Origin of the sequence: Kribbella sp. NPDC050241, assembly GCF_044459685.1 — a bacterium.
Classification (GTDB): Bacteria; Actinomycetota; Actinomycetes; order Propionibacteriales; family Kribbellaceae; genus Kribbella.
This window is the reverse complement of the sequence record NZ_JBITJE010000001.1, coordinates 577,080-600,919: the sequence shown is the minus strand read 5'-3', so window position 1 is coordinate 600,919 and position 23,840 is coordinate 577,080. Positions and strand designations below refer to the sequence as shown.

The window sequence follows — 23,840 nt, the reverse complement described above, 5'->3', positions numbered from 1 at the left end:
GATGGCCTCGCCCGCGGGTACTCCACGCGAGCTCGGCGGTGACCTGCGCGCGCCGCCTCCGGACGCATCGGGACGTCTCTGGATCCTGTACGGGCGGTTGCTCGGGCCTCTCCTGGCCGGCTACCTGCTGCTCGACCGGGCCTTCGCCTACCTCCATCTGCCCGGTAGCCCGTTGTTCGTCGGCGAGATGGTGCTGGGGGTCGGCGCTGCTGCCGCGGTCGTGGCCACCCACTACCTCAAGGTGCCGATCAGGGACGAGTCCATCCTCGCGCCGCTCATCGCGTTCGCCGCCTGGGGACTGATCCGGACGGTGCCCGGCGTCGCGACGTACCACCTGGACGCGGTGCGGGATGCCGCGCTCTGGTTCTACTGCCTGTTCGCGTTCTTCGTCATAGCCGCGCTGGCCAGGTCCCCGGAGCTCCTCGACCGGTGGATCAACGGGTTGAGTCGGTTGGCTCCGTGGCTGCTGCTCTGGCTGCCGTTCGCCGTCGTGCTGTATCCGCTGGCGGACAGTGCCCCCACGGTGCCGTTCTCCACGGTGTCGGTGCTGTCGCACAAGGCCGGGAGCTCGGCCATCGCCGCGCTGCTCGTGCTCGGGTGTATGTGGCTCCTGCCCGGGACGCGCAGCGCTCGGAGCCGTACGGGCTGGAGCTTGATGGCGCTCGTTGTCGTCGCACTTGCCGCCACTCAGAATCGCGGTGGTCTGCTCGGCGTGATGGCCGGTGGGGCGGTCGGACTGGCGTTCCTCCGCAACCGTGTGGGGCTCGCCGCCCGCGTCGTACTCGTGATGACTGTCGGCCTGGGACTGGCCTCACTGCTGTCGCTGAAGGTGCCGCTCGGCGGACTGCAGGGGCGGGAGTTCTCGGCTACCCAACTGATCTCCAACGTCGCGAGCCTCGGTGGAAAGGAAACGCCCGGCAACCTGGGCGGCACCGTCGAGGGGCGTCAGCAACTCTGGTCGCGGATCCTCGACAAACAGGTGGCGGACGGCCATCTGGTCGACGGGTCCGGCTTCGGCCAGAACCTGGCCAGCGAGGTCGGCATACTCGATGCGGGCAAGGACTCGCTGCGGAGCCCGCACAACTCGCACCTGCACATCATGGCCAGGTTGGGTCTGGTCGGCATCTCGTTGTGGATCGCCTTGTGGGTGGGGTGGTACTGGCGCATGATCGGCGGCTGCCGGCGGCTGGCCCGCGAAGGGCTGCACACCAGGCGTCAGGTGGGCGTGCTCTCGCTGATGGTGACGACGGCCGTGCTGGTGTCCTGCTTCTTCGATCCCCAGTTGGAGGGACCGCAGGTCGCGGCGCTGCTGTGGACCTCGTTCGGCATCGGGGTGGCGGTGACCACGGTCCGGCCGTGGTTCCGTGGCGGGATGGGACCGTGAGATCCAGGACGCGTTGGATCGCAGCAATCTGCCTGCTGGCGGCATTGCCGGCCGTGTCGTGCGACGGCGAGCCGACCGACACCGCTCTGCCTGGCCGCGCCGGACTCACCGGGCCCGTTGGTCCGGTTCCGAGATCCTGTGACGGCGTCTCCGTCGGTCCGTCCGAGGACCTCCAATCGGTCATCGACGCGCACGCGGCCGGTACGACGTACTGCCTCTCCCCAGGCACCTACCGGCTGGAGCAACCCCTGGAGCCGAAGCAGGGTGACGCGATCATCGGTCGTCAGGGCGCGGTGGTCAGTGGGTCGAAGGTACTCATCGGCTGGCAGCAGCACGGCGGAGTCTGGTCGACCACGGGCTTCCTGCCCACGGAGCCGAGCGACCACGGCGAGTGCATGGAATCCGTGCCGACCTGTGCGTACGCCGAAGACGTGTTCGTAGACAAGCAGCGGCTGAGTCGGGTCGGGTCCAGGTCGGCCGTGACCGCCGGCACGGTCCATGCCGACTACGCCACGAACACGATCACCATCGGCGACGATCCTGAACTCCGCCTGGTCGAGCAGGCCGTCGCACCCAGCCTCATCAGTGCGACCGTCGACAACGTCACCGTCGCCAACCTCGTTCTCGAGCAGGCCGCCAACGAGGCCCAGGTCGCCGCCGTCGAGACCCGCCGGACCACGCCGGACGGCATCGGGTCCGGCTGGCGGATCTCGCACAACGAGGTGCGCCTCAACCACGGCGTCGGCCTGGGGCTGGCCGACGGAGCCGTCGTCACCTCGAACTTCGTGCACCACCAGGGCCAGCTCGGTTTCGGTGCCTGGGGCAACGGATCGGTCGTGAGCGGCAACGAGATCTCGTTCAACGGTGTGGCCGGCTACTCGGCGGACTGGGAAGCGGGCGGGAGCAAGAGCTGGCACACCGACCGGCACGCGGTCAGGCACAACTACGTCCACGACAACCTCGGCCCGGGGCTGTGGACCGACGGTGGCAACATCCACACGGAGTACTCGTTCAACAAGATCACCGGGAACTGGGGAGCCGGCATCCAGCACGAGATCAGCTACGACGCCACGATCAAGGACAACGAGATCTCCGGCAACGGCCGACGGCACAGCGGCTGGGCCTGGCAGGCCGGCATCCAGATCCAGTCGTCGGGCGGCACGGGACTCATCGAGGTCGCCGGTAACACCCTCGGCGAGAACGCCAACGGCATCGCCCTGATCGAGAGCGGCGGCCGTGCCGACGAGGAGCCGGCGCCGCACGGACCACACGTCGTTCGCAACGTCTGGGTCCACGACAACCGCGTCACCCTGTCCGCCGGCCAGACCACCGGTGCGGTCCAGGACATCGGAGACGACGCCGTCTACACCGGGGCCAACAATCGCTTCGAGAACAACACGTACTTCGTGCCGTCACTCGACGAGCCGTACTTCTCCTGGAACGACACCGACCTGACCTGGTCCCAGTGGCGCGAGGCGGGCAACGACAGCGGCGGGCAGGCCGCACGCACCAGCCGCTGAACGCCGACCGACGGCGCCAGTCAGCTGAGGTCGGCCGTGGCCGGTCGGTTGACGTCGGCCGTGGCCGGTCAGGTGAGGTCGGCGTTGAGGCGGGCGAGGAGGCGGCCGAGGTCGGCCAGGTCGGTGGGATTCCAGCGGTCCAGGATGGCTCTGAACTCGGTCTGGCGCTGGGCGCGCATGGCACCGAAGCTGTCTGCGCCGGTGGCCGTCAACCGGAGCAGGCGGGCGCGGCCGTCGTCAGGGTCGCCGACGCGCTCGATCAGGCCGAGGTTCTCCAGCTGGGTGATGCCTCGGCTGACGGTGGACTTGTCCAGGCCGAGCGCCTGGGCGACGTCGGACGCCCGAACGCCGGCGCGACCGCCGGACGTCCCGAGCTCGATCTGGGAGATCAGGGCGTAGCCGGCCGCGTCCATGTCCGGGTGCACCCGGCGCGCCAGCCGCAGCGACGCCGACCGGGAGCGACGGAACAGCGCCGACAACTCCTGCTCGATGTCCGCGAGCATGCGCTCCCTGTGCTCGGTCCGCGGCGACTCGACGACCTCGTTCACCGGACCACGATCCCGGCATCGCGCAGCGCCTTCTTGACGTCGGCGATCCGGAAGTCGCCGAAGTGGAACACGCTCGCGGCCAGTACGGCGTCCGCGCCGGCCTCGACCGCCGGTGGGAAGTGCTCCGGCGCCCCCGCTCCCCCGCTGGCGATCAGCGGGATATCGACCACCTCGCGCACCGCCCGGATCAGCTCCAGGTCGAAGCCCTGTTTGGTGCCGTCGGCATCCATCGAGTTCAGCAGGATCTCCCCCGCTCCCAGTTCGGCACCGCGCCTGGCCCACTCGATCGCGTCCAGACCGGCCGACTTGCGGCCACCGTGCGTGGTCACCTCGAAACCGCTCGGCTGGTCCGCGGCCCGCCGTACGTCGAGTGACAGCACCAGCACCTGGTTGCCGAACCGGTGGGCGATCTCCCGGATCACGTCCGGACGGGCGATCGCGCCGGTGTTGATCCCGACCTTGTCCGCGCCGGCCCGCAGCAGCCGGTCCACGTCTGCCGCCTCGCGCACACCGCCGCCGACGGTGAGCGGGATGAACACCTGCTCGGCCGTCCGCCCGACCACGTCGTACGTCGTCTCCCGCGAGCCCGAGGACGCGGTGATGTCGAGGAAGGTCAGCTCGTCGGCACCCTCCGCGTCGTACACCTTGGCCATCTCGACCGGGTCTCCCGCATCGCGCAGGTCGGTGAAGTTGACCCCTTTCACCACCCGCCCGCCATCCACGTCCAAACAGGGGATCACCCGCACGGCAAGAGTCACGCGGAAAGGGTACCGACTCGACCCTGGGAACCCCGCCTGAACGTCCGGCGAGACCCCTCCCGCGGTCAAGAGGCCGGCAGCAGCCAGATGTCGTCGCGAAGCAGCACGACGGGACCACTCGGCGTGGTGGCGGTGACCGACAGACCGTCGCCACCGACGACGACATCGGTGTGGACGGACGAGTTGTTCAGCCCGAGGGCGTAGCGCTCGTCGGGCGTCAGCTCCAGGCCTTTGTCGACGGCGAAGGGGAAGCTCTGCCCCCAGGCGACGTGGCAGCCGGCGTTCTCGTCGAACAAGGTGTTGTGGAAGACGACACCTGCCTGCGCGATCCGGGACTCCTTGTCGACCAGGGCCACCTCCCCCAGGCTGCGGGCACCCGGGTCGGTGTCGAGCTGCGACCGGACCAGGTCCGCCCCGGTCGTGGCCGAGACCTCGGTGATCCGGCCGTCCGCGAACGTGAGCCGCAGGTCCTCGACGAGTTGGCCGGCGATGACGACCGGCCGGGTCAGCCGGACCACACCGTCCGCGCGGCGTCGGTCCGGGCTGGTGAAGACCTCCTCCGTCGGGATGTTCGGCAGGTACGCCACGCCGCCCGGGTCAACCGTCGAGCCGCCGGTCCAGCGGCAGTCGGGCAGCAGGCCGACGGTCAGGTCCGTACCTTCGCCGACGTACCTGAGCTCGCTGATCTGCAAGGCATCGAGGGCAGCACACCGAGCCGCGAGGGCCGCCGACCGTTCCCGCCAGGCCCCGACCGGATCGGTCTCGTCGAGGCGCATGGCCTGGGCAACCACGCCCCACAGCCGGTCGACGTCCGGCTCGCCGTACACCTGAGTGGCCCAGTCGGCGTTCGGAGCGGTCACCACCGTCCATCGCCACCCTTCGGACATGACAGCCTGCTGCATGGCGATCGCCTCTTGCCTTCGTACGGCGGCCATCCGCGCGGGGTCGATCCCGGCGTACAGAGCCGGATCCGGCGTACCGACCAGGGCGATCGATGCGATCCCGTCGTCGGTCCAGCTGCGAGTGCGTTCCAATGCCCAGGGCCGGTCCGCCGTCAGGGCCTCCAGGTCGGCGTGCATGAGGTCGGACCGCCGGACGACGGCGTCGGACCAGAGAACGTCCACCCACCGCGCCCCGGCCAGATAGGCACGCTCGACCACCAGCCGGGCGATCTCGGCCTGGGCGACGTCGGCGGAGACCACCACCCCCTGCCCGGGCTGCACGTTCACGCCGACCCGGACCGCCAACTCGGCGAATCGCCGTACCCATTCCTCGTTCATTCCAGCCCCTGACCTCGATATTCACGTTAGGGTGAACATTGACAGACGGGTGAACATTGGGCAAGAAGGAGCGCCATGCAGCCACCAGCCGACGTCTCGCCGGTCAGGGTGATCACCGACCTCGAGACGATGCGGACCCTCTCGGACCCGACCCGGATCGCGATCCTGCGTGTGCTGATGAGCGGCGGCCGGTCCGCGCCGGTGATGTCGGCCAAGGAGATCGCGGCGGCACTCGGCGAACCACAGACGAAGCTCTACCGCCACCTCAAGCAACTCGAGGCGGCCGGCCTGATCCAGGTGGCGGAGACCCGGCTGGTCTCCGGCATCCAGGAGCAGCGGTACCGGACCGCCCAGTTGACCTTCACCCTCAGCGGGGACCTTGTCACCGACCCATCGGCGTCCACCGAGTTCGCCGACACCCTGTCCTCTGTGTTCAGTGAGTTCCACACCCAGTTGACCGGGAACCTGAGCGCAGGGCGAGTGCCGATCGGCACGGAGGCGGAGACGCCGCTCGGCCTGTTGATCGGGCGCGGGATGGTCGCCCGCGTGAGCCCCGTCCGCGCCGCGGACTTCCGGCGTCGGCTGCTGGCGCTCCAGAACGAATTCGACACCCTCGCGGACGACGACCCGAGCGGCATCCCGGTTCACCTGCTGATCGGCTGGTACGCGGTCGTTGATCCGGAGTGAATCAATACTAGTTGCACTGCAACTAGATGCCATGTAACCATCCAACCGTGAAAACCACTCTGATCGCCGCGCTCGTCGCGGCCACCACCTCCGTCCTTCCGGCGTCCGCGGCAGCGCAACCACCGGCCACCCACTGGTCGGCCGCCTGGACCGCCGCGATGCAACGCCCCTCCGCTGACAACTCGAACTGGTCCACGGCGGGCTTCGACCACCAGACGATCCGCCAGTCCATCCGGCTCAGCACCGGCGGTCGCAGCCTGCGGATCCGGCTCTCCAACCAGTACGGTGCCAAGCCGCTGCACGTGACCGGGATGACCCTGACCAGGGCCACAGGCGGACCACACGACACGGTGACCTTCGACGACTCACGCCGTACCACTGTCGCGACCGGCCGAACGATGACGTCGGACCCGGTGACCATCGCGACCGACGCCGGCGACCACCTCGTCATCAGCCTGTACGTCGACGGCGCCACCGGGCCCGCGACGTACCACGAAGACGGACTCACCACGACCACCGCGGCGCCCGGCGATCACCTGTACGACGGAGTGGTGGGTAGCGAGGCCAGCCATTCCGTGTACTACGTCACCGGCGTCGATGTGACCGGCGCGGCGGGCACCGTCGTCACCTTCGGCGACTCGATCACCAACGGCCACAACTCGACCGTCGACGCCGATCGCCGGTACTCCGATGCACTCGCGGAGCGCCTGCAGTCGAGTCGGCTGGGGGTGGCCAACGTCGGCATCACCGGGAACCTGCTCCTCAGCGAATTGCCCTGCTTCGGCGCGTCGGGCGTGTCCAGGTTCGACCGCGACGCGCTCGGGCAGCCGGGTGTTCGCACCGTGATCGTCGAGGAAGGCGAGAACGACATCTGGGACAGCGAAGGCAACTTCGGCGGCTGCGGCGTCACGGCCAGGGTCACCGCGGACCAGCTCATCGCCGGCTACCGGAGCATGATCAAGGCCGCGCACTCACGCGGCGTCCGGATCGTCGGAGCCACGATGACGCCGTTCAAGGCCGACTACATGCAGCCGGCCGACTTCGCGCGGGCGGAGGCGATCCGCGACCGGGTCAACACCTGGATCCGGACCTCAGGCCAGTACGACGCCGTCGCCGACTTCGCACGAGCCGTGGGAGACCCGTCCGACGAGCAGCAACTCAACCCGGCGTACGACTCCGGCGACCATCTGCATCCCAACGACGCTGGGTACGAGGCGCTGGCGGTGGTTGCGTCCGAGGCACTCTCCGGACGCAACCAGCGGTGACTACTTCCAGGCGCGGCGCTTGGATCCGGCCGGCTTGATCGGGGCGGTGGACTCCCAGACCCGGCGCCAGCGGGCGGCGTCGGGGCCGGACTGGGACGGGGACGCGCCGGCGGCCACGCGGCGGCGCGCCTCGTACCAGGTGGTCGACTCCTCGTCGAGGAGGGCCGAGACCGCCGCGGAGATCTTCGGCGCGAACTCGCGGGCGCTCTCCCCTTCGGCCGGGCTCAGCGGATCGCCGTACCGGACCGCGACCGAGGGACGGCCGGGCACCGGCCAGCCGCGACCGCGCGGCATCGCGGCGAACGAGCCCTTGATGCCGACCGGGATCACCGGCACGCCGTGCTCGACGGCCAGGTACGCCGCGCCCATCCGGAACCGCTCCATCCAGCCGTCCGGCGACCGGGTGCCCTCCGGGAACACGACCACGTTCCAGCCGTCCGCGAGCAGGTCGCCCGGGGTCGAGCTGAGCTTGCCGCCGCGGCGCTCGATCGGGAACGTGTTGAACACGATCGCCGACGCGGTCGCCCGCCACCAGGTGTCGAAGAAGTAGTCCGCCGCGGCGGCGACCGCGGTCTTGCGGCGCATCGCGTCGGGCAGGGTGCACAGCACCAGCGGGGTGTCGAGGTGTGACGAGTGGTTCGCCACGATCAGCGCCGGCCCGTGCAGCTTCAGCAGCGAGTCGAGCCCGCTGACCTGCGGGTTGACCTCCCATCGCAGCACCGAGTTGAGCGCGCCCTTCTGCAGCACCTCGCGGACCGCGATCGCAGCCGGCGTCCGGGCCCACTTGGTCGGGAAGACCGAGGTCTCCTTCGGGATCACGTACGGCTCGGCCGACCGCGGCACCTGCGGCCGCCGGCCCCACCGCCACCCGCGCGCGACCTGCTTCACGTCACGCGCGGTGTCGCGGCTGAACTTCACCAGGCTGGTCCCCATCAGCGCACGTCCGCGAGCAGGTGCGGCGGGTTGTGCAGGTACGTGATCGAGGGCGACCGGCCGACCGAGTGGCTGACCATCTCCAGTGCGTCCTGCAGGGTCGAGGCCGACCGGAAACCCATCCGCTCGACCGTCTTGCGGTTCGCGCCGACCCAGACGATGTCACCGCAGTGGTCCAGGGCGTGGGAGATCCAGTACCACATGTAGAACGGGTGCACGCCGTGGTACGCGTAGGACGTGCGGTACAGGTGGATGTACCACGGGTCCTCGGCGTACTGCTTCTCGAACTTGGCCTCGATCGTGGCCGGGTCGGTCGACTCCGACAGCACCTCTTCGAAGAAGTCGACGTACGACGGGTGGTGCAACTGGCTGAACTCGTAGTCGACCGGGTGGTACAGGATCACCGCGCCGTCCTTGCGGACGATCGGGTTGCCCCGGTAGGAGTTGAAGTAGTAGCCCAGCCCCATGCAGGCCGCCAGGATCGGGTTCATCACCGAGTTCACGTTGTACGGGCCGATGAACGGCACACCCATGATCGCGACGTCGGACTGGCCCTGCACCTCGACCAGGTGCTGGCGGTGCACGTTGTCCAGCGTCTTGTCGTGCACCGGCTCGATCTTGCCGGCGTGGATTCCGGTCAGGCCGTAGTTCGACCGGACGTCGGTGAAGATCTTGTGCCGCAGCTTGCCCGGCGCGGCCGCGAGCGCGCGCTTGGTGCCGAGCATCGAGGCCTGGTCCTTGATCGACCACTCCCACTCGCGCTTCTGCAGGAACTCCAGCGGGCCGCCGAAGATGTCGTTGTTCAGCGACGTCTCGATCTGGAAGACCTTGACGTGCTGGGTCAGGATCTCGCCCATCCGCCAGGCCGAGTGGTGCATCTTCGAGGCCTTGTGGTCCATGAAGGACCGCGAGTGGATCATCGTGTGGCTGTTGTGGTGGTGCTTCAGCGACTTGTACGACGCCAGGCCGATCGACGTCGACTTGTGGCCGCCGTCCATCGCCACCAGGTTCACGTTCACGTAGACGAGCAGGTCGGACTCGGCCGCCCGCTTGGAGATCTCCACGTCCTCGCCGTGCTTGGTCTGAGCCAGGTGGGTCAGGTTCGCGGTGTCCTCGGCGTCGAAGTTGTACAGCTTGCCGTCAGGGAAGAAGGACCGGAACACCCGCTCGCCGACGATGTCGCGCAGCTCGTTCGGGGTGAGCCGGCGGTGCAGCGCGTTCGCCGAGATCAGCTCGACGTCGTCCACCCCGGCGGCCGCGGCCAGCTCGAGCACCGCCTCGATGATGCGCTGCCGGATGTCCGGCTTCTTCATCGGCGGCAGCGGGATCGAGATGTCGTCGAACGCGATCGTCAGGCGCATCCCGGCGAACAGCAGCTCGGGCAGCGGCTCGGACTCCAGCGGGTTGAGCAGTGCGTTCTGGATCGCCTCGTCCACGTCCCGCACCGGTGGCAGCGCCTCCGGCGGGTACACCACCCGGGTACCGAGCGGGAAGCGCTCCAGCAGGAATCCCTCACCGTTGTGGACGAGCAGGGGCGGAGTCCGGTCGTCCACCTCAAGCACAAACCCTGGCCGAGACATGTCAGAACCTCTCTCGTACGTCGTGCAGCGCTGTCACGGCCCTCATGAGGCCCTCACATCGAAAGCAACCTTGACCGTGCCCAGTCGGCCGGCCGAATGCGCGTGGTCGATCGCCTCGCGCCAGCGGTAGAGCGGGTAGCGCGCGCCGACCACGCCGTCCAGCGGAGCCTTGGCGGCCAGCTCCAGCGCGGTCTCGAAGGCAGGGCGGCCGTTCGGCTCCTCCCGCGCGGACGCGTAGGTGCCGGCCAGCTCCAGCTCACGGAACCACACCGGCGACAGGTCCGCGCCGGTCGACGGCATGCCGGACAGCACCACCCGGCCGCCGGCCTTGGTCACCCGGAGCACGGTGTCGATCGAGTCCTTACTGCCGACCGCGTCCACGGCGATGTCGACACCGCCGAGCAGGAACTCCTTGGCCATCTCCGGCTTCAACCGGAACGCACCGGTCGAGCGTCGTACGCCGCGGAAGACCTCGTCGGGCGCGACCACGTCGCTGGCGCCGAACGCCCGGGCCAGCTCACGCTGCTTGGCGTGCTTGGCGACGACCGTGATCCGGCCGGCCTGGGTGAGCTCGCGGAGGGCGAGGGTTGCGAACAGGCCGACCGCACCTGCGCCACTCACCAAGACCGACTGGCCCGGCGCGACCTTGGACCTCAGCGCCGTGTGCACGGCGCAGGCGAGCGGCTCGACCAGCACTGCGCGCTCGTTGGTGAGTGTCTCAGGTACGGCGTACAGCTGGCTGCGGTGAGCGATCATCACGTTGCCCCAGCCACCGCCGGTGTCCTGGCAGAAGCCGGTCTGCAGACCGGGCGCCACATGGCCGACGGTGATCCGGTCGCACCGGTTGGTGTTGCCGGACGCGCAGCCCTGGCAGGGCTCGACACCGCGGGCCGCACAGGTCAGGACGCTGTCCATCACCACCCGGGTGCCCTTCGGCAGGTCCTCGCAGTCGTCGAGCAGTTCGCCGACGATCTCGTGACCGGGGACGAACGGCATCGACACCATGGCGGAGAAGTACAGCTTGGTGGATCCGGTCACCATGCCGAGGTCGGAGCCGCAGATGCCGGACAGGATCGGGCGGATCCGCGCCCAGCCCTCCCGCTCGGCCTTCGGCTCGTTGATGGTGACGAGACGCAGCGGCGCGGCCGGACCGGTCAGGATGCCGGGGATGCGGCCGCCGACCGCCTTGGCCGCCAGGTACTTGGCCGGCGACCGGTACATCTCGAGCGCGAGCATCATCGGGCCATCCCAGGGAGCTCCAGTCGCGACGATGTGGACGGGGTCTTCCAGTCGACGATCTGCCAGCGCGCGGCCCGGGCGGCCCGGAACAGCGACACGTCCGGCGAGACGGCGACCGGATTGCCGACCACCGACAGCATCGGCAGGTCCGAGTGGCTGTCGGCGTAGGCGTAGGACCTGGACAGGTCGATGTTCGTACCGCGGGCGCGGTGCTTGAGCCACGCTGCCCGGGACTCACCGACCAGCGGCGGTCCGGACAGGAAGCCGGTGCAGCGGCCGCGGTCGTCGACGGCCAGTTCGGCCGCGACGATCTCGTCGAACAGCGGCTCGAGCGGCCGGGTCAGCGGCCGCACCGCGCCGGTGATCAGGATCGTCTTGTGCCCGGCCGCGCGGTGCTCGCGGATCCGCCGTACCGCGGCTCCGCTCAGCCGCTCGAGGACATGCTCGGCGAGGACCTCGTCGACGATGCGGTTCAGTTCCTCCAGATCCGCGCCCTCGTAGCGGCGGTAGATCGTGCGCAGGAAGGTACCGCGGTCCTTGCGTTCGGCCGAGATCAGCTTCGGCAGCCGGCGCAGCATCGCGCCGATCTCACCGACCCGCTGGTGGCTGTCCAGCTCGGGCAGCCGCATCCACAGGTAGGTCTCGATCACGTTCGACGACAGCAGCGTGCCGTCCATGTCGAACGCGGCGATGACCTCGGTGTCCTGCGAAGGCTCGACCTTCTTCAGTACGCCGGCCGACTCCAGAAGCGCCTTGTTCCGCTTCTTCCGTACGACGTCCAGCCGGCGCATCGACTCGGTGACGCTCGGGCAGTGCAGCTCCTGCAGGTAGTACTGCCAGTCCACGATCGAGGTGTCGCACCAGAACTTCTCCCGGTCGTCACCCTCGAGCGCGTTGTGCAGCGCCAGCACGTTGTCGTCGATGAACTGCAGCTCGGCCTGCGCGTACTCGGAGTACAGATCCATGTAGCGGCGGAGGAAGTCGAGCCGGCGCTTCTGCACGTCCAGCTCCCGCGCGTACTTGCGGACCCGTTCGCTCCTCGGCACGGTCGTGATGATCTTGTCGGCGATCTTGTGGGCCTTCTCGCCGTACCGGAGCATGCTCTCGACCGAGTCGCCGCCGGGGAACTTCCAGACCGGGAGCCGGACCGCGCCACGCTCACCGAGGTCGAACGGGTGCTTGGAGAAGTACGCGCGGACGCCGGCGTACAGCTGCTCGAAGGTCAACGGGTTCCGGGCGCCGGAGCTGACGTGGTAGTACTCCGGCCTGTTCAGCTCGGGCTCGGTCGCCATCACTGCGCAGATCGCGCCGACCACGTGGTCGACCGGGATGATCTCGACGACGGAGTCAGGGCTGGCCGGGAACTCCGGCAGCTCACCGCGGCCGTAGGCCAGGATCAGCGGCTCGGCCATCTTGAAGCCCTCGATCCAGCCCGGGTGCGGGCTCTGCACCGCGGACTCGATGATGGCCGGCCGGACGATCGAGGTCGGCAGCTTGGCCGCGAACTCCTCGACCACGCGCTCGCCGAGGGCCTTGGTGAACGTGTAGCAGTCGGTCCAGCCGAGACTGCGGGCGCGCTCGGTGCCGGTCTCGACCAGCTTCTTCGCGACCCACTCGGTCCGGCGGCGCTCGGTGTCCGTCGCGGCGGTCAGGTGGCCGGCCCGGCGGTGCAGCTTCTCGGCGTCCTTGCGGAACTTGGCCAGCATCGGCGCGGACCGGGACTGCTCCTCGATCCGGGCCTTCATCGCCATCCCGGCCTCGGCCTCGCTCCGCCAGTCGACACTGTGCTCGACCGACGCCTCGGGGATCGCACCCCGGCGACGGCCCGCGGTGTAGGCCGTGGAGATGTGGACGTAATGAACCGGCCGCGCCGTTTCGACGATCCGCTCGAGCAAGCTCTTCGTGCCGAGCACGTTGGTGGTGAACGCCTCGTGGATCGGCGGGTCGAAGCTGACGTCGCCGGCGCAGTGCACGACGATGTCGAGATCCTTCGGCAGTTCCGGTACGTCGGACAGGTCGCCGTCGATCACCTGGATCCGGGCACTGTTCAGTGCCTCGGCGTCGGCGTACTCGGTGCCCTCGCCGTAGAACGGCTTGAAGATGTCCTTCTTCAGCAGTTGCGCCATCCGGTCGGTGCCGTTGAGCGACCCCTTCGGGCGGATGATGGCGACCACGGTGGTCCCGGGCAGGTCGCCGATGATCCGGTGCAGCAGCGCCTCACCGACGAATCCGGTGACGCCGGTGACCAGGACCTTCTTGTCCTTGAGCTTGTCGGCCAGGCTCACTGGTCGCCTCCACGCGTGAGTTCGAGTGCCTCGGTCAGGGTGAACGCACCGGCGTACAGGGCCTTGCCCACGATCACGCCCTCGACGCCGTCGGCGACCAGCGTGCTCAGCGCCACCAGGTCGTCGAGGCTGGAGACACCGCCGGAGGCGATGATCGGCTTCGCGGTGCGCGCGCACAGGTCGCGGTACAGGTCCAGGTTCGGCCCCTGAAGCATGCCGTCCTTGGTGACGTCGGTGACCACGTACCGCTCGCAGCCGGCCGCTTCGAGCCGCTCGAGGACCTCGTACAGGTCGCCGCCTTCTTTGGTCCAGCCGCGGGCCGCCAGGGTCCGGCCGCGTACGTCGAGCCCGATCGCGACCCGGTCGCCGTACTGCTGGATGATCCGGTCGCACCACTCCGGGTCCTCGAGAGCGGCGGTGCCGATGTTGACCCGGCGAGCGCCGGTCGCCAGCCCGGCCTCGAGTGAGTCGTCGTCCCGGATCCCGCCGGACAGTTCGACCTGAACGTCGAGCTTGCCGGTCACGTCGGCGAGCAGTTCACGGTTGCTGCCCCGGCCGAACGCGGCGTCCAGGTCGACGAGGTGGATCCACTCCGCTCCGGCGTCCTGCCAGGCCATCGCGGCCGCCAGCGGATCGCCGTACGAGGTCTCACTTCCGGCCTCTCCTTGCACCAGCCGGACAGCCTGACCGTCTGCCACATCCACGGCAGGCAGCAGCACCAGGTTCTCAGACATGGCCCACACCCTAGATGGCGTTAGTTCGAGTTTCGTAACCCGCTGCCCCGCTGAGTCGTTTAAATCCGATCTGTCGCAGCCATACCAGTCTACCTACTGGTTTCATCGATCTAGGGTGGCTGAATGGTCACGCTGGAGGAGCTCGAAACGGATCCACATCCGGCGCTCGCGGCCTTGCGGCCGGTGGGATGGGTCGATGCCCTCGACAGCTGGGTCGTCGCGAGCCGCGAGCTCGCACTGACCGTTCTGCGCGATCCCGACACCTTCACGGTCGATGATCCGCGCTTCTCCACCGCGCAGGTCGTCGGACCGTCGATGCTCTCTACGGACGGCGCCGCGCATGCCAACCACCGCACGCCGTTCGAGGCCACCTTCGGCTTGGCCGAGACCCGCCGACGGTTCACCTCAGTCGTGCAACAGACCGTGGACGAGTTGGTCGGTGCTCTTGAGCCGCCGTCTTCGGATCTGCGCCGTACCGTGGCCGGTCCGTTGTCGGTGGCGGTCGTGGCCTACTCGCTCGGCCTGCCGCCTGCCTCGGCCTCGACAGTGCTGGACTGGTACGCCGCGATCTCCGACTCGGTCACCGGCGTCTCGGCCGGACGTCCGGTGACACCGGAGGGTGCCGAGGCGTTCGGCCGGCTGCACGCACACGTTGCCTCAGGCATCGAGTCGACCGACTCCCTGATCGCGGCCGCGGCCCACGCGGGGCTGGGGGTCGACGATGTGGTCGCGAACGCCGCGGTGCTGATGTTCGGCGGGATCGAGACCACCGAAGGCATGATCACCAACGCGCTCTGGCACCTGCTCAACCACCGGGACCAGCTCGAGGTGATCCTCGCCGACCCGTCCCTGCTGCCCAACGCCATCGAGGAGTCCCTGCGCCTCGAACCGGCGGCCGCCGTCGTCGACCGCTACGCGACGCGTGATGTGGAACTGGCGGGCGCGTCCATCCGCCGCGGCGACTTCGTGACCGTGTCCCTGGCCGGTGCCGGTCGCGACCCCGCCGTCTTCCCCTCCCCCGACGACTTCGACGTACGCCGCCCCAATGCCCGCCGCCACCTCGCGTTCGCCAGCGGCCCGCACATCTGCCTGGGGATGCACCTCACCCGGCTGGAGACCCTGGCCGCGGTCGACGCCGTACTGCGCCTGCCCGGCCTGCGACTCGCGCCGGGCTCACCCCCACCGCGCGGTCTCGTCTTCCGCAAGCCGTCCGCCCTCAACGTCCTTTGGGACGTGTGAACCGGCTCATCCCGGTCGCCCAGACACGGACCGGAAGCAGGCGGGCGATCTTCATCAGGATCGCCATCGGCAGCGGAAAGACGATCTCCGCGCGGCCCTGCTCCAACCCGTCGCAGATCGACCGGGCGGCCTCGTCGGCGTCGATGATGAAAGGCATCGGGAACGAGTTCGTCTCGGTCAGCTCGGTCCGGACGAACCCCGGACAGACGGTGACGACGTCGACGCCCGAGCCGGCGACCGCGATCCGCAACGCCTCCAGCAGATTGACCTGAGCGGCCTTCGTGGCGCCGTAGGCCTCGGCGCCGGCCAGGCCGCGGTAGCCGGCCACCGACGCCAGCCCGACGATCGCGCCCCGCCCGCGCTCGAGCATCGGTGGCAGGATCGCGCCGAGGACGTTGTTCAGGCCGAGCAGGTTGACCTCGATGTGGCGGGCGAAGAGATCCCGGTCCCAGGCGGTGGCATCCAACTGCTCCCAAGTCCCCGCGCTGAACACGACCAGATCCGGCTGACCGATATCGTCGGCGACCCGTCCAGCGGCCTCGTCGACAGCCTCCCGATTGGTCACATCGAGCGGTACGACGGCCATCCGCCCGCGGGCGACGGACTCCAGCCGATCGGCTCGCCTGGCCGAGATCGCCACCCGGGCGCCCCGGTCGGCCAGCTCGGCGGCCAGAGCGGCACCGATCCCACTGGATGCGCCGACCACCCAGACGGCCTTGCCGGCGAGGGCGCTCATCGCGCGCCCCGGGCCAGCTGCAACTGACCGACATCGAGGCAGCCGGACGCGAAGCCGGCCTCGCTGTAGGCCAGGTACAACTCCCACATCCGGCGGAAGTTCTCGTCGAAGCCGAGCGTCCGGATCCGCGGCCACTGCTCGTCGAAGCGTCGCCGCCAGCGCCGCAACGTCTCCGCGTAATGCGGGCCGAACCGGTCGTCGGCGACGATCCGCAGCCCGGTGGAAGCCAGGCTCTCCTCGATCGCTCGCCGGGACGGGATCAGTCCACCCGGGAAGATGTACTTCTGGATCCAGCTGAACGAGTTCCGGGTCGCCAGCATCCGGTCGTGGTCCATCAGGATCGCCTGCAGCGCGATCCTGCCGCCGGGCGCCAGCAGCCGGTCGAGCGTGCCGAAGTACGTCGGCCAGTACTCCGCACCTACCGCCTCGATCATCTCCACGCTGACGATCGCGTCGTACCTGCCCCGCAGGGCCCGGTAGTCCTGCAGGCGCAGCTCGACCCGGTCACCGAGACCGGCCCCGGCCACCCGGCGTTCGGCGAGTGCGAGCTGTTCGCCCGACAGCGTCACACCGGTGACGTGTGCGCCGCGGCGAGCGGCGGCGATCGCGAGAGCGCCCCAGCCCGTCCCGATCTCGAGCAGCCGGGTGCCCTGGGTCACCCCAGCCAGGTCGAGGATCCGGTCGATCTTGCGCCGTTGCGCGTCCTCGAGACTCTGTGCGTCGTACGGCGATGATCCGCCGAAGACCGCGCAGCTGTAGCTCATGGTCGGGTCGAGGAAGCCGGCGAAGAGGTCGTTGCTCAGGTCGTAGTGCGCCTGGACGTTGCTGCGTGCGCCGGACAGGGTGTTGCGCAGCCGGCCAGGGATCCGCTGGTCCACCAGCCGTCGCAGACTGGTCAGCGGGCCGGGCAGCAAGGTTGTCACCCGGGCGGCGAACGGCGTCAGCAGCTCACCGAGATCGGTGCCCTCGGCAACAGTCCAGTCCCCGGCCATGTAGGCCTCGCCCAGACCGATCTTCGGGTTGTGCCCGAGACGGTCGAAGAAGGCGGCGGGCCGGACGATCCGCAGGGCCGGATCGTCCGGACCGCCGGCACCCCGGACGGTGCCGTCGGGGTAGAGAGCCCGGACCGGCAGACCGGACAGGATCCGGTCGACCAGAGTCCGGGTGAGCCAGGCCCGGGGACGTAGCGGGCCTGGCAGATCGTGGACCCGCGAGGTGGTGATCGAAGTCATCGGAATCCCTCCGGTGGATGGTGGACGGGCCGGGACACGACCGGCAGCCGTCGGAGCCACAGCCAGATCCCGTGCGCGCGGATCAAGACCGAGACACGCTGCGGCATCGCCGGCAGCCGGAGGGCTGCCCTTACCACCGCCGCGGTCGTCGCCGGGCGGATCCGGCCGCCGAAGCCGGCCTCGAAGACCGGCCGGTCCTGGCGACGCAGGGTGATCGAGATCGACAGGCGCTCCGGCGACACCGCGAACCGGAACGTGTAGTGACCGGAGACGTCGTTGAACGGCGACACGTAGAACTCCTTGCCGACCTTGGCCGTACCGTCCGCCCCGGGTCGGAGCAGATAGGCATGTCGTTCGCCGTAGGTGTTGTGCACCTCGGTCACCACACACCGCGGCGAGCCGTCGGCGGCGAAGCACCAGAACACGGTGAGCGGGTTGAAGACGTACCCGAGGAACCTCGCGTTCGCCAGCATCACCACGCGATCGCCGGGTTCCAGGACGATGCCCTGATGGCCCAGATAACGCCGGACAACGGACTTGATCCCGGCCGATCCGCCGCCCAGATGGTCGCGAGCATCGAACCCGGCCAGTGGCCGCAGCCAGGGCGGGTACTGCGGCAGGTGGTCCAGGTCCACGAGCCACAGGTACGCGCGGTGCCGGAACGCGTGCCGGATCGGGATCCGCCGGCCGTGCCGGACCTGTCCGACCACGAGTGCCGGCAACGTCGGCAGATCGCTGAGAGCTGTCACCACTCGACCCCGAACGCGGCAGCGGCCGCGACCCCCGAGCGGCAACCATCCTCATGGAAGCCCCAGCCGTGGTACGCACCGGCGAAGGCGGTGCGGTCGGCGGACAAGGCAGGGAGCATACTCTGCGCAGCGACCGCGGCCGGATCGTAGGCCGGATGGCGGTAGTCCATCACCGCGAGTACTGCGGCCGGGTCGATCTGCTCGCGGGCGTTCAGCGTGACCAGGAACTGTGTGTCGCTGTCCAGACCTTGCAGGCGGTTCATCCAGTAGCTCACCACCGGGGGCCGATCGCCGGCGGCGCCCTCGGGGGTCAGGAAGTTCCACGATGCCCGCGCTCGCGCCGTCCGCGGAAGCAACGAGGCGTCGGTGTGGAGGACCGTCACGTTGCGTGAGTACGTGAAGGCGGAGAGGACTTCCTTCTCCACCGGAGCCGCGTCGGCCAGCAACTCCAGTGCCGTGTCCGCGTGGGTGGCGATGACGATCCTGTCGAAGGAGCTTGTCGTACCGTCGGCGTCCGTCAGTCGCACCTCGTCGGGTCCCCGGGTGATCGCCCGGATCGGCCTGCCCACCCGGATCCGGTCGAGCCGGTCGGCGATCGCGTCCACATAGGTCCGCGAGCCACCGACCACCGTCGACCACTGCGGCGAGCCCGCGAACGTCAACATTCCGTGCCGCTCGAGAAAGCGGAACAGGTAGCGGGCCGGATACTGCAGTGAGGTCAGGGCTCCCGTGGACCAGACACACGACACCAGCGGTACGGCGTACAGCCGGCGGAACTCTGACGAGAAGCGCTCGGCGTCGAGGAACTCGCCGAAGCTGGTCAGGTCTGCCGGGCCGGTCGCGGCCAGGAACGCAGCGGCCCTCCGGTGGAATCGGCCGACCTGGCCGAGGACACCGAGAAACCGCGGGTCGGCGATCCGGCGGCGCTGGGCGAAGACCCCGGCGGCGCCACGACCACCGGCGTACTCGATGCCCGTGGTGCGATCGCTGATGCTCATGCTCATCTCGGTCGGGCGGGTCGCGATGCCGAGCTCTCCGAAGAGTCTGCGCAGCGAGGGGTAGGTACGGTCGTTGTGCACGATGAAGCCGGTGTCGATCGCCAGTGGCACGCCGGCAGCGTCGCTGACTGTTCGGGTGTTCGCGTGGCCGCCGAGTCGAGGCTCGGCCTCGAGCAGAGTGACGTCGTACGCCCGAGACAGCAGGTACGCCGCGGTCAGGCCGGATACGCCAGCTCCGACGACCGCGACCGTACGGGTCATCGGCGGACCCGGGAGGCCGGGAAGGCGGCGGCGCACAACAGGCCCCATGCCCCGGCGATGCCGACCACTTTGGCGCGCGATCGCGGCGATCCGGCGAGACCGAAACCAGCGACGTCGGTGAGGTCGCACGCCACCCGTGCGATGACCGCCGCCTGCAGCGGCCGGCCGGCCGGTGCGATGAGCATGGCCGTGCCCGACAAGACGTCCCGGACCCCGACCACCGTGCCGAGCACCCGCCCGGACCGGTCGATCGGCTGCTCGTCGGCCAGGCCCGCGGCACGGACGAGCGACTCCGGGCGGACGGCCGTGTAGGCGCCGTACCCGAGCGTGAGCAGTCCCAGGAGACGTGGCAGGAGCTGAACTCTCATCGGCGACCCTTCGTCCGAGTTTGTCTAAGGTATGTCTAAGGATCGTAGATGATCGAGCCAGGCCTGTCCAATGTCTGTCTAAGAGCTGTAGAGTCTCTGCCATGGATTCGGTACCGGGGCTGCTCCGGATTGGTGAGCTGAGCCGCCGGGTCGGCGTCAGCGACCATGTGCTGCGCGCGTGGGAGAACCGGTACGGACTGCTCTCTCCGGTGCGGTCGGCCGGCGGCTTCCGGTTGTACTCCGAGCACGACGAGCGCCGGGTCCGGCGGATGCAGGCGGAACTCGCCAAGGGCCTGTCCGCGGCACAGGCGGCCCGCGTGGCCCTGGCCGACGAACTGCCCCCCGAAACAGGGCTGCCGGAGCTGCGCGCGGTACCGGCGAACGCAGCGGCCATGGACGGCGCCGCGGCAGCGTTCGGTGCCGCCCTCGACGCCATGGACGAGCCCGGCGCCCACGGACCGCTGGACCAACTGCTGAACGAATTCACGGTCGAGACCGTGCTCCGCGACGTCGTGATTCCCTATCTGCACGATCTGGGCGAACGCGTCGCCCGGGGCGAGGCCGGGATCGGCCAGGAGCACTTCGCGAGCCACGTGATCCGCGGCCGGCTCGCCGGGCTGGCCCGGGGCTGGGGCGGTGGACAGGGACCGCTCGCCGTGCTGGCGTGCCCGCCGGACGAGCACCACGACTTGGCGCTGATGGTGTTCGGGATCGTGCTCGCCCGCAACGGCTGGCGGATCCGCTATCTCGGCGCCAACACCCCGATCACCGACCTGCTCCGGATCGCAGCGGACACCACGCCAGCCGAGATCGTTCTCGCCGCAGCCGTCCCGGAACGCCTGACACCGATCGTCGCAGAACTGCGCGAGCTCGCCTCAGCGGCGCCGGTCGCGCTGGCCGGCGCCGGAGCGAGTCAGTCCATCTCCGACGAGGTCGGGGCCCAGCTGCTGGCAGGCGACCCAGTCACCGAGGCTGTGCGCCTGGCGCGATCTCAAGCTCCGTTGTGACTGATCATTGTGGACGTCTGAGGATGAGCATTGCGGCCGGGTGGACGGGCAGCCCGCGGTCGGGGTCCTGGTCCGCGTCGGCGGCGAGGCGGGCGAAGCCCTGGTCGAGTTCGTCCTCGGGGAGGTGTTCGAAGGTCGAGAAGGCGCGGTGGCTGAGGCGTTCGGCGGCCTCGCGGAAGGTCCGCGGGTTTTCGGTGCTGACCCAGACGGGGGCGTCGGCGGCGAGAAGGCCGGCCGCGTGGGCGAGCGTTCTGCACTCGTCGACGGATCGGTACATCGCGGCGTCGACCTCGCGGGCGGACGGAAAGTAGTCGTACCAGAACAGGTCCGGCATCTGGTCGGAGAACTGGCTGCGCAGGAACGCCACTCCCCCCGGCTCGAGCACGCGGTGGACCTCGGTGAGCGCCTTCTGCTGGTCGCGGAAGTGGTGGAAGGACAGGAACATCAGCACCCCGTCAACCGATGCCTCAGGCAACGGAATGTCCTCCGCGCCGCCCTTGAGGTAGGTGACGGCCGGGTGGGCGGCCGTCTCTGCGGCGATCTCCCGCATCCGGTCCGACGGCTCCACGCCGTACACGGGCCCCTGGAACACTTCGGCAAGACCTGGGGTGAGCCGGCCGGTCCCGCTGCCCAGGTCGAGGAACGTCAGCGGACGCTCCTCCGGCATGTACGCCGCGATGGCTGCGGTCCACCGCTGCACCTCCCCTGGTGACATCCCGCGTCCGGCGGTGTACACGCTGCTCAAACGACCGTCGTAGTCGACCATGTTTCGACCCTAAGCCTTTCGGGGATCGCTGGTGCGGGACAGCGGCGGCGGCGCACACTGAGGCCATGACGGACCTGATGGCCGACCTCGACGCGGCCGAGACTCTCGCCGAGGTCGGGGACGTGGTCCGGCATGAGGCCCGGCGACGCAGCGGTGCCCAGGGAGCGACCTTCGTACTGCGCGAGCACGACCGCTGCTTCTACGCGGACGAGGATTCGATCGCGCCGCTGTGGAAGGGCCAGCGCTTCCCGATCACTTCCTGCGTCAGCGGCTGGGCGATGCTGCACGACGAGACCGCGATCGTCCCCGATATCGCCGTCGACGAACGGATCCCGCTGGAGGCGTACACACCGACGTTCGTCCGCAGCCTGGTGATGGTCCCGGTCGGTTCCCCGACGCCGGTGGCGGCGATCGGTGCCTATTGGTCGCGGCGCTACCACGCCTCGCCGGACGAGATCGACGGCCTGCAGACCCTGGCCGACCACGCCGCGAAGGCGATCCATCGCATCGGCTTGGACGACGCTCCGTGGGCGCCGACGTTCAGCAAGCACTGACGCCCTCGTCAGCCGAGGAAGACGTCGTACGCCAGGCGCAGGATGAGGGCTGAGACGACGACCAGGAAGATGACGCGGACGAAGCGGCTGCCGCGGGCGACCGCGGTCCGGGCGCCGAGGAGACCGCCGAGCATGTTCGCGGCGCCCATGATCAGGCCGAGTTGCCACAGCGGTGCGCCGTGCAGCGCGAAGATGATGATCGCGCCGAGGTTCGTGGCGACGTTCGCGATCTTGGCCTTGGCGCTGGCCTGAAGGAAGTTGTAGCCGAGGAAGCCGACCAGCGCGAAGATCAGGAACGACCCCGTGCCCGGCCCGACGGCGCCGTCGTAGAAGCCGATCAGTACGCCGACGCCGCTCGCGGCGAGGTAGTGGTCGCGGCCGTCGAAGCGCAACGCCGTACGCGCTCCGAGTGACGGCTTCATCGCGGTGTAGATGGCGACGCCGATCAGCAGCACCAGCACGATCGGCTTGAACCACGACATCGGGATCTTCGTCGCGACCAGTGCTCCGGCCGCTGAACCCAGACCGGCCAGAACGGCGAGCGGCAGTACGGTCCGGCGATCAGGCCGCACCTTCACACCGAACGTCACCGCGCTGGTCGCCGTACCGCACAACGACGAGATCTTGTTGGTCGACAGGATCTGCGCGGGCGACGCGTTCGGCAGGCCGAGCAGCATCGCGGGCAGTTGCAGCAGTCCGCCGCCCCCGACCACGGCGTCGATCCAGCCGGCCGAGAAGGCCGCGACCACGAGGAAGACCAGGGTCCACAACGAGACGTCAGGCACGGCGCCACCGCGGGCGGAAGAGCTTCACGGACCGATGATCAGGTAAGGGCGTTGTACCACTCAACCCTTACAGCGGAGTATGAGAGACAAACCACTGCGGCGGTGCCAGAGTAGGCGGATGGCGTCCTCGATCCTGCCGCCCGAAGGCGAAGCGCTCGCCACCGGCTGGGAGCCGGACCTCGCTCCCGCGGACTCGCTCGTCCGGCAGGCCGTGCTCGCGCACGCTTCGTGGGCGACCGACGCCGCTCGGCGAGCAGGCAAGCCCTGGTACGACGGTGACAGCTGGGCCGGCAGCATCCTCGGAGACAGCGGCCCGATGACGAACTGGGTCATCCAGAAGCAGCCGGTCGATCCGGCCGAGGTGATCCTCGAGGCGGCCCGGCAGCTGCCGAACAACGTGCCGTACCTGTTCGTCAGCCCCTGGCCGACCCGCGACCTGCGCGAGCACGGCCTCGCCCTCGCGGGCCATCCGCCCCTCATGGTCCATCTCCCGACGACCGAGATCGTCCCGCCGGCCACGGACATCGACATCCGCCAGGTCACCGACGCCGCAGGACTCGCAGAAGCCGAACGCGTGCTGATCGAGGGCTACCCCCTCCCCGAGCTGCAACCGTTCCGGTCCGGCTGCATGTACGACGCATCGTTCCTCGAGGGATCCACGGTCTGGGTCGGGTACGACGGCGACGTACCACTCGCGACATCGACGGCACACAGCGCGGCCGGAGTCACCATCGTGGAGAACGTCGCGGTGATGCCCGCGGCCCGCGGTCGCGGCGCCGGTGCGGCCATCACGTGGGCCGCGACCAAGCACCACGACCAGCCCGCCGTACTGATCGCCTCCGACAACGGTCAGCCCGTCTACCAACGCCTGGGCTACCTCCGCCTCGAACGCTGGACGGTCTGGGTCCGGCCGTGACCGGTCGGCGCGGGAC

Annotated in this window: 23 protein-coding genes; 8 read left to right on the top strand and 15 right to left on the bottom strand. The window is 69.4% G+C overall.

The features are described from left to right. Position 1: 1 nt before the first annotated feature. Together ACIBG5_RS02720 and ACIBG5_RS02715 are read left to right on the top strand one after the other, a co-directional pair. Positions 2–1,384 (top strand): O-antigen ligase family protein, encoded by a 1,383-nt coding sequence (locus ACIBG5_RS02720; RefSeq protein ID WP_396389700.1) that lies wholly within the window; start codon positions 2–4, stop codon positions 1,382–1,384. Next, entirely contained in the window at positions 1,381–2,904 is a 1,524-nt protein-coding gene (locus tag ACIBG5_RS02715) for a right-handed parallel beta-helix repeat-containing protein (RefSeq protein ID WP_396389699.1), read from the top strand. The genes ACIBG5_RS02720 and ACIBG5_RS02715 overlap by 4 nt, the downstream gene beginning before the upstream one ends. Before the next feature lie 68 nt (positions 2,905–2,972). Here ACIBG5_RS02715 and ACIBG5_RS02710 read toward each other — a convergent pair whose 3' ends face one another. The 3 genes from ACIBG5_RS02710 to ACIBG5_RS02700 all read right to left on the bottom strand — a co-directional run bounded on the left by ACIBG5_RS02710 (position 2,973) and on the right by ACIBG5_RS02700 (position 5,490). After that, positions 2,973–3,452: a MarR family winged helix-turn-helix transcriptional regulator gene (locus ACIBG5_RS02710; RefSeq protein ID WP_360452823.1), complete on the bottom strand. Its 480-nt coding sequence runs from the start codon at positions 3,450–3,452 to the stop codon at positions 2,973–2,975. Further along, complete coding sequence (hisF, locus tag ACIBG5_RS02705) at positions 3,449–4,210, bottom strand: imidazole glycerol phosphate synthase subunit HisF (RefSeq protein ID WP_396389698.1); 762 nt, start codon at positions 4,208–4,210, stop codon at positions 3,449–3,451. Before hisF ends, ACIBG5_RS02710 begins: the two co-directional genes overlap by 4 nt. A 65-nt stretch (positions 4,211–4,275) precedes the next feature. Further along, the gene (locus ACIBG5_RS02700) at positions 4,276–5,490 is read right to left on the bottom strand and encodes an aminopeptidase (RefSeq protein WP_396389697.1); all 1,215 of its coding nucleotides are present in this window, start codon (positions 5,488–5,490) and stop codon (positions 4,276–4,278) included. A gap of 75 nt (positions 5,491–5,565) precedes the next feature. On the opposite strand from ACIBG5_RS02700, the gene ACIBG5_RS02695 reads away from it, so the two are divergent. Together ACIBG5_RS02695 and ACIBG5_RS02690 are read left to right on the top strand one after the other, a co-directional pair. Then, on the top strand, positions 5,566–6,177 hold the full coding sequence (locus ACIBG5_RS02695; protein WP_396389696.1) for an ArsR/SmtB family transcription factor: 612 nt from the start codon (positions 5,566–5,568) through the stop codon (positions 6,175–6,177). A gap of 47 nt (positions 6,178–6,224) precedes the next feature. Further along, positions 6,225–7,442: an SGNH/GDSL hydrolase family protein gene (locus ACIBG5_RS02690; protein ID WP_396389695.1), complete on the top strand. Its 1,218-nt coding sequence runs from the start codon at positions 6,225–6,227 to the stop codon at positions 7,440–7,442. Here ACIBG5_RS02690 and ACIBG5_RS02685 read toward each other — a convergent pair whose 3' ends face one another. From ACIBG5_RS02685 to priA, 5 genes are read right to left on the bottom strand one after another with little or no spacing between them, the layout of a single operon-like run. After that, positions 7,443–8,375 carry a lysophospholipid acyltransferase family protein gene (locus tag ACIBG5_RS02685; protein WP_396389694.1) on the bottom strand — a complete coding sequence of 311 codons (933 nt, stop codon included), beginning with the start codon at positions 8,373–8,375 and terminating at the stop codon, positions 7,443–7,445. Next, a complete protein-coding gene (locus ACIBG5_RS02680; protein WP_396389693.1) occupies positions 8,375–9,955 on the bottom strand; it encodes a lactate racemase domain-containing protein in 1,581 nt (526 codons plus the stop codon). Before ACIBG5_RS02680 ends, ACIBG5_RS02685 begins: the two co-directional genes overlap by 1 nt. 42 nt (positions 9,956–9,997) lie before the next feature. Continuing rightward, a complete protein-coding gene (locus tag ACIBG5_RS02675) occupies positions 9,998–11,194 on the bottom strand; it encodes a zinc-binding dehydrogenase (protein ID WP_396389692.1) in 1,197 nt (398 codons plus the stop codon). Next, positions 11,191–13,479 carry an HAD-IB family hydrolase gene (locus ACIBG5_RS02670; protein ID WP_396389691.1) on the bottom strand — a complete coding sequence of 763 codons (2,289 nt, stop codon included), beginning with the start codon at positions 13,477–13,479 and terminating at the stop codon, positions 11,191–11,193. Before ACIBG5_RS02670 ends, ACIBG5_RS02675 begins: the two co-directional genes overlap by 4 nt. Beyond that, positions 13,476–14,213, bottom strand: a complete 738-nt coding sequence (gene priA, locus ACIBG5_RS02665) for a bifunctional 1-(5-phosphoribosyl)-5-((5-phosphoribosylamino)methylideneamino)imidazole-4-carboxamide isomerase/phosphoribosylanthranilate isomerase PriA (RefSeq protein ID WP_396389690.1) — start codon at positions 14,211–14,213, stop codon at positions 13,476–13,478. Before priA ends, ACIBG5_RS02670 begins: the two co-directional genes overlap by 4 nt. 123 nt (positions 14,214–14,336) lie before the next feature. Between priA and ACIBG5_RS02660 the strand changes: the two genes are divergently transcribed. Then, positions 14,337–15,452 carry a cytochrome P450 gene (locus tag ACIBG5_RS02660; RefSeq protein ID WP_396389689.1) on the top strand — a complete coding sequence of 372 codons (1,116 nt, stop codon included), beginning with the start codon at positions 14,337–14,339 and terminating at the stop codon, positions 15,450–15,452. Here ACIBG5_RS02660 and ACIBG5_RS02655 read toward each other — a convergent pair. From ACIBG5_RS02655 to ACIBG5_RS02635, 5 genes are read right to left on the bottom strand one after another with little or no spacing between them, the layout of a single operon-like run. Continuing rightward, entirely contained in the window at positions 15,430–16,188 is a 759-nt protein-coding gene (locus ACIBG5_RS02655) for an SDR family NAD(P)-dependent oxidoreductase (protein WP_396389688.1), read from the bottom strand. The genes ACIBG5_RS02660 and ACIBG5_RS02655 overlap by 23 nt on opposite strands. Beyond that, positions 16,185–17,420: a class I SAM-dependent methyltransferase gene (locus tag ACIBG5_RS02650; RefSeq protein ID WP_396389687.1), complete on the bottom strand. Its 1,236-nt coding sequence runs from the start codon at positions 17,418–17,420 to the stop codon at positions 16,185–16,187. Before ACIBG5_RS02650 ends, ACIBG5_RS02655 begins: the two co-directional genes overlap by 4 nt. Further along, positions 17,417–18,169: a DUF1365 domain-containing protein gene (locus ACIBG5_RS02645; protein ID WP_396389686.1), complete on the bottom strand. Its 753-nt coding sequence runs from the start codon at positions 18,167–18,169 to the stop codon at positions 17,417–17,419. Before ACIBG5_RS02645 ends, ACIBG5_RS02650 begins: the two co-directional genes overlap by 4 nt. Then, entirely contained in the window at positions 18,166–19,428 is a 1,263-nt protein-coding gene (locus ACIBG5_RS02640) for an NAD(P)/FAD-dependent oxidoreductase (RefSeq protein WP_396389685.1), read from the bottom strand. Before ACIBG5_RS02640 ends, ACIBG5_RS02645 begins: the two co-directional genes overlap by 4 nt. Next, positions 19,425–19,796, bottom strand: coding sequence for a hypothetical protein (locus ACIBG5_RS02635; protein WP_396389684.1), 372 nt, complete (start codon positions 19,794–19,796; stop codon positions 19,425–19,427). Before ACIBG5_RS02635 ends, ACIBG5_RS02640 begins: the two co-directional genes overlap by 4 nt. A gap of 101 nt (positions 19,797–19,897) precedes the next feature. Between ACIBG5_RS02635 and ACIBG5_RS02630 the strand changes: the two genes are divergently transcribed. Further along, entirely contained in the window at positions 19,898–20,803 is a 906-nt protein-coding gene (locus ACIBG5_RS02630) for a MerR family transcriptional regulator (RefSeq protein WP_396389683.1), read from the top strand. Positions 20,804–20,807: 4 nt separating this feature from the next. On the opposite strand, the gene ACIBG5_RS02625 is transcribed toward ACIBG5_RS02630, so the two are convergent. Beyond that, positions 20,808–21,569 (bottom strand): class I SAM-dependent methyltransferase, encoded by a 762-nt coding sequence (locus tag ACIBG5_RS02625; protein ID WP_396389682.1) that lies wholly within the window; start codon positions 21,567–21,569, stop codon positions 20,808–20,810. A gap of 65 nt (positions 21,570–21,634) precedes the next feature. Between ACIBG5_RS02625 and ACIBG5_RS02620 the strand changes: the two genes are divergently transcribed. After that, positions 21,635–22,123, top strand: a complete 489-nt coding sequence (locus ACIBG5_RS02620) for a GAF domain-containing protein (RefSeq protein WP_396389681.1) — start codon at positions 21,635–21,637, stop codon at positions 22,121–22,123. Positions 22,124–22,131: 8 nt separating this feature from the next. On the opposite strand, the gene ACIBG5_RS02615 is transcribed toward ACIBG5_RS02620, so the two are convergent. Further along, positions 22,132–22,908 (bottom strand): sulfite exporter TauE/SafE family protein, encoded by a 777-nt coding sequence (locus tag ACIBG5_RS02615; RefSeq protein ID WP_396389680.1) that lies wholly within the window; start codon positions 22,906–22,908, stop codon positions 22,132–22,134. Positions 22,909–23,026: 118 nt separating this feature from the next. Between ACIBG5_RS02615 and ACIBG5_RS02610 the strand changes: the two genes are divergently transcribed. Next, positions 23,027–23,824 carry a GNAT family N-acetyltransferase gene (locus ACIBG5_RS02610; RefSeq protein WP_396389679.1) on the top strand — a complete coding sequence of 266 codons (798 nt, stop codon included), beginning with the start codon at positions 23,027–23,029 and terminating at the stop codon, positions 23,822–23,824. The last annotated feature ends 16 nt before the right edge of the window (positions 23,825–23,840 follow it).

Excerpts from the sequence above, each read along its gene's own strand:
- ACIBG5_RS02720 (WP_396389700.1), top strand. The coding sequence starts at position 2 with ATGGCCTCGCCCGCGGGTACTCCACGCGAGCTCGGCGGTGACCTGCGC.
- ACIBG5_RS02700 (WP_396389697.1), bottom strand. The coding sequence starts at position 5,490 with ATGAACGAGGAATGGGTACGGCGATTCGCCGAGTTGGCGGTCCGGGTC.
- ACIBG5_RS02695 (WP_396389696.1), top strand. The coding sequence starts at position 5,566 with ATGCAGCCACCAGCCGACGTCTCGCCGGTCAGGGTGATCACCGACCTC.
- ACIBG5_RS02685 (WP_396389694.1), bottom strand. The coding sequence starts at position 8,375 with ATGGGGACCAGCCTGGTGAAGTTCAGCCGCGACACCGCGCGTGACGTG.
- ACIBG5_RS02680 (WP_396389693.1), bottom strand. The coding sequence starts at position 9,955 with ATGTCTCGGCCAGGGTTTGTGCTTGAGGTGGACGACCGGACTCCGCCC.
- ACIBG5_RS02675 (WP_396389692.1), bottom strand. The coding sequence starts at position 11,194 with ATGATGCTCGCGCTCGAGATGTACCGGTCGCCGGCCAAGTACCTGGCG.
- priA (WP_396389690.1), bottom strand. The coding sequence starts at position 14,213 with ATGTCTGAGAACCTGGTGCTGCTGCCTGCCGTGGATGTGGCAGACGGT.
- ACIBG5_RS02660 (WP_396389689.1), top strand. The coding sequence starts at position 14,337 with ATGGTCACGCTGGAGGAGCTCGAAACGGATCCACATCCGGCGCTCGCG.
- ACIBG5_RS02655 (WP_396389688.1), bottom strand. The coding sequence starts at position 16,188 with ATGAGCGCCCTCGCCGGCAAGGCCGTCTGGGTGGTCGGCGCATCCAGT.
- ACIBG5_RS02650 (WP_396389687.1), bottom strand. The coding sequence starts at position 17,420 with ATGACTTCGATCACCACCTCGCGGGTCCACGATCTGCCAGGCCCGCTA.
- ACIBG5_RS02640 (WP_396389685.1), bottom strand. The coding sequence starts at position 19,428 with ATGACCCGTACGGTCGCGGTCGTCGGAGCTGGCGTATCCGGCCTGACC.
- ACIBG5_RS02635 (WP_396389684.1), bottom strand. The coding sequence starts at position 19,796 with ATGAGAGTTCAGCTCCTGCCACGTCTCCTGGGACTGCTCACGCTCGGG.
- ACIBG5_RS02630 (WP_396389683.1), top strand. The coding sequence starts at position 19,898 with ATGGATTCGGTACCGGGGCTGCTCCGGATTGGTGAGCTGAGCCGCCGG.
- ACIBG5_RS02625 (WP_396389682.1), bottom strand. The coding sequence starts at position 21,569 with ATGGTCGACTACGACGGTCGTTTGAGCAGCGTGTACACCGCCGGACGC.
- ACIBG5_RS02620 (WP_396389681.1), top strand. The coding sequence starts at position 21,635 with ATGACGGACCTGATGGCCGACCTCGACGCGGCCGAGACTCTCGCCGAG.
- ACIBG5_RS02610 (WP_396389679.1), top strand. The coding sequence starts at position 23,027 with ATGGCGTCCTCGATCCTGCCGCCCGAAGGCGAAGCGCTCGCCACCGGC.